We start from the raw sequence: 6,877 nt of genomic DNA, 5'->3' as shown, positions 1-6,877 counted from the left end.
GTTTCTTCTGGCATTTCGCGTAACCAATCCCCCTGTTTATAACTAAAAGCTTCCGCCCTTTCCAAACGAGTCAGGCGGTGCAAACCATAACCCAACTCTCCCAAAACATCAAATAAATCGCAAGCTTCCAACTCATCTAGTGTCCTAATTATACTTGCCGATCGCCCCCCATCAGGCAATATTTGTAATAACCTCCCCCGCTCCTCTGGCTGAACCCAAATTGAACGAAATAAGGTCAAATTAGTCACCTGATTAACCAAGTATTCCGCCAGCCTCTCTCGATACTCCTCCACCGTTATCGGTTTCGTTTCTCCGTCCACCGTCGTCAGAATATAGCGCCCCACCGGAGTAATATTTACCTCAAACCCCTCAACGGAGATAACCAGGCGTTGCTGCCTTTCCTTTGGTTCCGCCGCCGTCCCCTTTTTGGTGGCTAACTTATCGAGAAACTTCTCCCCAAATAAACGGGTAGCATTAGTGTAGTCATACACCCGAAACATTAACTTATTAGTGGGTAGATCCAACCGCGTCCCCCGCCCTACCATTTGATAGAAACTAATGGGAGAATTGACATATTTAAAAAAGACAATATTTCTCACATTGGGGACATCGACGCCGGTGGTTAAAAGATCTACCGTCGTCGCGACAAAATGGGAACGGGAACTGCCCTTTAAATCCGGTAAATAGTCATTACCCGAAGATTTGGCCGTACACTTGAAAGCATAATAATCCTTCGGCTTTTCCCCCTTAGCGGCACACCAACGAGCATAGAGATTATTCATCTCAATGGCTACAGCATCAGCATGGCGGTCATTAACACAGAAAATAATCGTTTTCTGTTCCACTCCCCCCGTTGTTAACAAATGATTGAATAAATCCCCCGCCATCGCCATCACACGGTCAGGGAGCAAAATTAACCGCTCATAACTGGTTTTCTCGTACATTTCCCTAATTTCTGCCTCTGGGATGGGCTGTCCCGTGTTGGCATCAAGGGGATTTCTGCTGATGACCTCCTCCACTGTAATGCCCGTGTCATCGAGGTTGATGGCACTCCTAACAATTTCGCAGGCGGCAAGATAGCCATCCTCTATCCCTTGTCCGATGTCGTATTCATAGACGGGTTCGCCAAAATAGGCCATATTATCGGCGGTGATTTGTCTATCGGCTTCTGATTCGGGCGAGTCTTCTGTAAACTCCAATTCCCGGGGAGTTGCCGTCAACCCCACCTGTACCGCCTCACTGTTGCGGGTGAGAACTTGCGACCACTTACCCCAAGCGGAACGGTGACACTCATCGATGATGATATGGCTGAAATAATTTTCCGGGTAATGGGTGGTTAAAAAATTCCCCATGTCCTCTTCCTTGTCCACATTCAGAGTTTGATAGGTAGCAATTAAAACACGGGCATTCTTGTGGGGTTGGTTCTTTTCTACTTCCGCCGCCTCGGAACCGAAGGCAATTTGCAAAGCCGCCGCCCCCTGGGTTCTCAACTCATCGCGATCGCAGACAAATAAAGCCCGCCGCAACTGTCCGGCATCTGCTATTTTTCGCAGTAGGTTACAGGCAATAAAAGTCTTACCCGCGCCCGTTGCCAGGGTTAGAAGGACTCGCGCCGGGGAGCCTGTTTGCTGGCAGCGGGCAATTTTTTCCAAAGCAGCGCGGATGGCAGCATCTTGGTAGTAACGCCGTCCTCCTTCTCCCCCCTTATAGGGAGTCAGCAGGGGACGGGCGACCTCCTCTGCTAGGCTGAAGCCTACATACTGCTCGTATCTCCCCCTCAGTTCGGCCGGGGTAGGAAATTGGCTGAGGGGCTGAGGGGCTGAAGTTATATTCGTCGTGCGATCGTGTTCGACAAAAAGATGACCGTTACAGGAGTACACAAACGGTACATTTAACCCTTTGGCATAGCGTTTAACCTGTTCTAAGCCTTCAGTGGGGGGCGCATCTTCCTTTTTTGCTTCTATTAGGGCGACGGCTAAGGGTTGGCTGTCGCTACTGACGGCCACTCGCAGGGTATAATCGATCCTTCCCCTGGCGCGTTCGGCTTCCCCATCGATAATTTGAATGGCCCCCGGGGTTTCTTCTCGCTTGAGACAATCCTCGGTCCATCCTCTTTGATGCAGGACGGGGTCAATTAATTTGGCTCTGGTGTCTGTTTCTCCTAATCCCATGGTTCTCTCAAGACAGTAAACAGATAACTGATAAGTAGCTGGTTATAATTAAATTAAAAATGGATTTTAGGTTCGATCCCCCCTGCCCCCCTTGATAAGGGGGGTGCCGGTAGGCGGGGGGATCCCCCCTTAATCCCCCCTTTGATAAGGGGGTGTCTGATAATTTTTAACGCCTACCTACTCAACTGATAACCGATAACTGATAACGGATAACTCAGGTTAATTAACTATTTTTCGCCTCTAATTTGGTCAAACGACTTTTAAGTTCCTGATTTTCCTGTTTCATTTTTTCTAATTCCTCGCGAATTTCCTGAATTGCTTTGTCGGAACCTAATTTTTTCTGGACTTTTTGTACTGCTTCCTCCGCTACACGACGGACGCGACCATCGGGAGTTCGATCGCTCAAAGCTTGTAAAATAACGATAGCTTTGGCATTTTCTATCTGTCCTAAAGCGTTACACACTGCCACTTGCGTCAAGAAAAAAGTTTCCTTGGCAATGGTTTCTAAACGTTCCAAAATTACGGTTAATTTATCCGTGCTTTGTCCCGAAGAAATCGCTCCCAGGGCCCGAATAGCCCCTAATCTCAGGGGTTGAGGCGTGCCTAAAGCTGTGTAGGTCAAAATTGACTCCAAAGCCGCCGGGGAGGTTTTTAACTGGCTTAAACCGCCAATTGCGCCCGCTCTTACTACCTCATTCCACCCCTTTCTTGACTGTAAAATATGATTGAGCAGGTCAATAATTTCCCCTTCTTTATTTTGCAATTGTCCCACGGCCATGGAGCCTAATCCTCGCGCCGCGGCCGCTTCCACATAATAACTAGCATCTCCAGTTTCTAATAGGGATTTAAGCGCGTTATAACTATCTAAGGTTTTAATTTCACTTAATCCCTCGACAATTGCCCGACGTACTTGTGCTTTTTCATCGTTTAAACCTTTAATTAAAGCAGTAACTGCCTGATCTAAACCAAGAGTTGCTAACTGTTTGGCCACCTCCACACGCACCCCCCAAAAAGGCTCATTTTCTAGGGATGTCCCTAAAGCTTCGATCGCTTCTAAACCGCCTTTTTTAGCAATGGCTATGGCTGCATAGATACGGGAAATTGGATCGGTATCCTGTTGTAATTGCGCTTTTAATTCACCGATGGGATACTCAAGAGTGACGGTTTTGAGGAAATTATTACCCCGATCAAACTTGACAAAATCGGGCTTTTGTGCTAGGGGAAAATAGAAAGTTTGTTCTTTTTGGTGAATCCGCAGATTGTAGGTAATATCCTCAGAGTTGAGATAGGCAAAAGCGACGGGAATTTTCAAGTCGAATAGTTCTTTTTCGTCCTGGGTTTGGGTGACAGTTAATTGGGCTAAATTATTCTGATTGTCCCAACTGTAGGCCACCTTATAATCGGGATGACCACCGCGATAAACGTACTGATCAAAGAGGAATAATAAATTGTACCCGGTCGCTTTTTCGATCGCCCGTAATAAGTCCACAGTTTCCACGGTTTTATGGGCATTATCTCGCACAAAAGTCTGAATCGCTTTTCCGAATAAATCTTCCCCTAAAATAGAGCGGATCATGTGATAAACACAAGCGCCTTTTTCGTAGAGATGACGATCATAAAGTTCGATCGCTTCTCGATAAACATGAGTAACAATCGGACGACGATAGCGGGAAGTATCTTCTTCTAAATAACTTCTTGCTTCCCCTAATAAATAATAACTACCAGCAGCTTTTCCGTATTCCGATTCTGTCCATAAAACCTCAGAATAGGAGGCCATTCCCTCTTTAATCCAAGCGTGAGACCAGTGTTTAATCACCACTAAATCACCGAACCATTGATGAGCTAATTCATGGGCAACTAAGCTTTCTGTCCAAGTATGATCAATGCTGGCTCTTTGATCAATTAAACAGCGATCGGTTAAAATTGTGGTGGAGGTATTTTCCATCCCACCAAAAATAAAATCATCTACACAAACTTGCGCGTATTTGGGATAGGGATAGGGATAACCAAACTTTTGGCTAAAAAACTCGATCATGCGGGGAGTTTTACCCATACTTCTTTGGCCCTCTTCTTCCCGTCCTTTTTCCACATAATAAGTGACAGGAACACCATTCCATGAGTCGCATAATTCAGCAAAATCTCCCACCGCAAGAGTCATTAAATAGGTGGGATGAATTTGCTTTTGTGACCAGTGATAAATTCTGTCCTCACCAACGGTTGCCACCGAGATTAATTCCCCGTTAGAAATAGCGATATAGGGTTGGGGAATTTTCACCCGAATTTCGGAGGTAGTTAATTGGCCAGGGTAATCAAAACAGGGAAACCAAAAGCGAGAATCTTCATCTTCTCCCTGGGTCCAAACTTGCATCGGTTTATCGGGATAATATTCATCGGGGCCGATAAAATATAACCCCCGTTGTGGTTGCTTAACCTGATAGTTAATCGTCAGGATAATCGGTTTATCGGTGGTGGGTTGCAGCAGATGAATGGTCAGAAGAGAACGATCATAGTCAAAGGGTTGACTGATACCTTCAATGAACACAGAATTAATATTTAAATCCACCGCGTCCAGAGTTAAACTGCTAATTCCCTGACGAATGGGGGTGAGGGTAATCTGACAGCTGCCCTGAAAACTTTGTTGAGGAATATCAATAATTAAATCGAGAAAAATATGATTAACTTGTCCGGGTCGATCGGGGTTATAATGGGGTTTAGCCCCGGGTAACTCAAAGGGTTGACGCTGATTATTTTCTGTGTCGATGGTGAGATGAGACATATTAGCCCTAACTTGCTGATTTTTGTCCGGTAAACTTAAATTAACACGATCGGTCGTCCCTTTCCTTGCTAATAATAATCCCACCCCTATGAATCTCCCTTCCTTTCTCTGGTTATGGAAAATTGCCGCTTGGTCGATGGGATTTACCCTCTTTGCCTATTTTTTACTAGCGGTTTCGGGGGTAAACATGGGTTATCGACGACTCGCGGGCCAATCTCGACCGAAATGGTTAAGATCCTTTCATCTCCTCAGCGGCCTGATCATGGTTGCTTTGGTCTTAATTCTGCTGGGAATCGGATTAGTGGGAACAATCGGTCATTATGGCAGTTTAGGCCACTCTTCCCACCTGATAGCGGGTTTATCGGTGGTTTTTCTGGTTTTTGTTTCGGCAATTAGCGGCCTGAACATTACAACTCGTCCACCTCTAGCGCGGTCTCTCCACATCGGCACTAATCTTTTATTGTTTCTGGGTTTTCTTTTTGTTACCCTAACAGGATGGGATGTGGTCCAAAAATATCTACAATAAAAATAGTCGGCGATCGAGTGGAGACTGTTTGATCAAGAAAAACTAGCCATCTCATCCCGAAAAATCGCTTTTTAGTGACAGAATACTCACCCCCAAATCATTATGCAAACCGTCGAATCACAAGCTATTAACACGATGTCAGTGCCAAAAAAAGGGCTACCGGTAACAATTATTACTGGGTTCCTTGGTAGTGGTAAGACTACCCTCCTCAATCATATTCTCAGCAATCAACAGGGATTAAAAACTGCTGTTCTTGTCAATGAATTTGGTGAAATCGGTATCGATAATGAACTGATTATCAGTAGTGATGACAGCATGGTAGAATTAAATAATGGCTGTATTTGCTGCACGATCAACGAGGATTTAATTCAAGCAGTTTATAAAATTCTCGAACGTCCCGAAAAAATCGATTATTTAGTCGTAGAAACCACGGGATTAGCCGATCCTTTACCGGTAGCTTTAACCTTTTTAGGTACAGAATTACGGGAAATGACCCGTTTAGATTCCATTGTCACTATGGTGGATTGTGCCAATTTTAGTCTCGATTTATTCAACTCGCAAGCGGCCTTAAGTCAAATCACCTACGGTGATATTATTGTTCTCAATAAAACCGATCTAGTGGATGAAGCGGATGTGGATTCTTTAGAAATAAGAATCCGGGACATGAAGGAAGGAGCGAGAATTCTTCGTACTAGCAAAAGTCAGGTTCCTTTACCCTTAATTCTCAGCGTCGGACTATTTGAATCGGATAAATATTTCGACACAGAAGAAGAACACCACGACCATGAGCACCACGACCACGATCACGACCATTGCGATCATGATCACGACCATGATCACCACCACGATCACGATCACAATCATGATCATCACGATCATTCCAATCATTTAGAGGTGGATGGATTTACTTCTATTTCCTTTGCTAGTGACCAACCTTTTTCGATTCGGAAGTTCCAATATTTCCTCGATAATCAGTTACCAGAAAGCGTTTTCCGCGCTAAGGGTATTCTCTGGTTTGATGAAAGTCCTAAACGTCATATTTTTCACCTCAGTGGCAAACGTTTTACTCTCGAAGATGACGAATGGAAAGGTACTCCCAAAAATCAGCTAGTTCTTATCGGTCAAAATCTCGATCATGAAACCCTAAAAGAACAGATTAACAGTTGTCTCATTTTACCTGCTGTCAATCGCGGTAAAGGATTTGGGAAATAAACCCCGCTTTGTAAATCTACTAAGTTGGGATTTTAAAGGGGAAACTCTCTGCTAAAGTCGGGCGTTACTTTCGATTTTTTCCCTCAATCCAAGCTTTTGGGGGGTTCTACCCCCCAAACCCCCCGTTGGGGGCGTGGCGCCGCCCCCAAACCCCCCGCGCATTAGCTTTTCGGTGGGATGCTTACAGGCAGC

Annotated in this window: 4 protein-coding genes; 2 read left to right on the top strand and 2 right to left on the bottom strand. The window is 45.1% G+C overall.

All coding sequences use genetic code 11. From position 1 onward, the window contains the following. Both O9290_RS11405 and O9290_RS11400 read right to left on the bottom strand, forming a co-directional pair. A partial coding sequence (locus O9290_RS11405; RefSeq protein WP_288087062.1) for a DEAD/DEAH box helicase family protein occupies window positions 1-2,171 on the bottom strand: 2,171 nt, incomplete at its 3' end. A 223-nt stretch (window positions 2,172-2,394) separates the two neighbouring features. Further along, complete coding sequence (locus O9290_RS11400) at window positions 2,395-5,031, bottom strand: M1 family metallopeptidase (protein ID WP_288056959.1); 2,637 nt, start codon at window positions 5,029-5,031, stop codon at window positions 2,395-2,397. A 4-nt stretch (window positions 5,032-5,035) separates the two neighbouring features. On the opposite strand from O9290_RS11400, the gene O9290_RS11395 reads away from it, so the two are divergent. Then, window positions 5,036-5,473, top strand: coding sequence for a DUF4079 domain-containing protein (locus O9290_RS11395; RefSeq protein WP_002743713.1), 438 nt, complete (start codon window positions 5,036-5,038; stop codon window positions 5,471-5,473). Window positions 5,474-5,575: 102 nt separating this feature from the next. Continuing rightward, window positions 5,576-6,685 (top strand): CobW family GTP-binding protein, encoded by a 1,110-nt coding sequence (locus tag O9290_RS11390; RefSeq protein WP_288056962.1) that lies wholly within the window; start codon window positions 5,576-5,578, stop codon window positions 6,683-6,685. The last annotated feature ends 192 nt before the right edge of the window (window positions 6,686-6,877 follow it).

Origin of the sequence: Microcystis sp. LE19-41.2A, assembly GCF_027530405.1 — a bacterium.
Lineage (GTDB): Bacteria > Cyanobacteriota > Cyanobacteriia > Cyanobacteriales > Microcystaceae > Microcystis > Microcystis aeruginosa.
Note: the sequence above shows the minus strand (reverse complement) of the source record. Positions and strands in the feature narration are given on the sequence as shown.

Bases quoted from the DNA above. Each gene is read 5' to 3' on its own strand.
- O9290_RS11395 (WP_002743713.1), top strand. From the start codon at position 5,036: ATGAATCTCCCTTCCTTTCTCTGGTTATGGAAAATTGCCGCTTGGTCG.
- O9290_RS11390 (WP_288056962.1), top strand. From the start codon at position 5,576: ATGCAAACCGTCGAATCACAAGCTATTAACACGATGTCAGTGCCAAAA.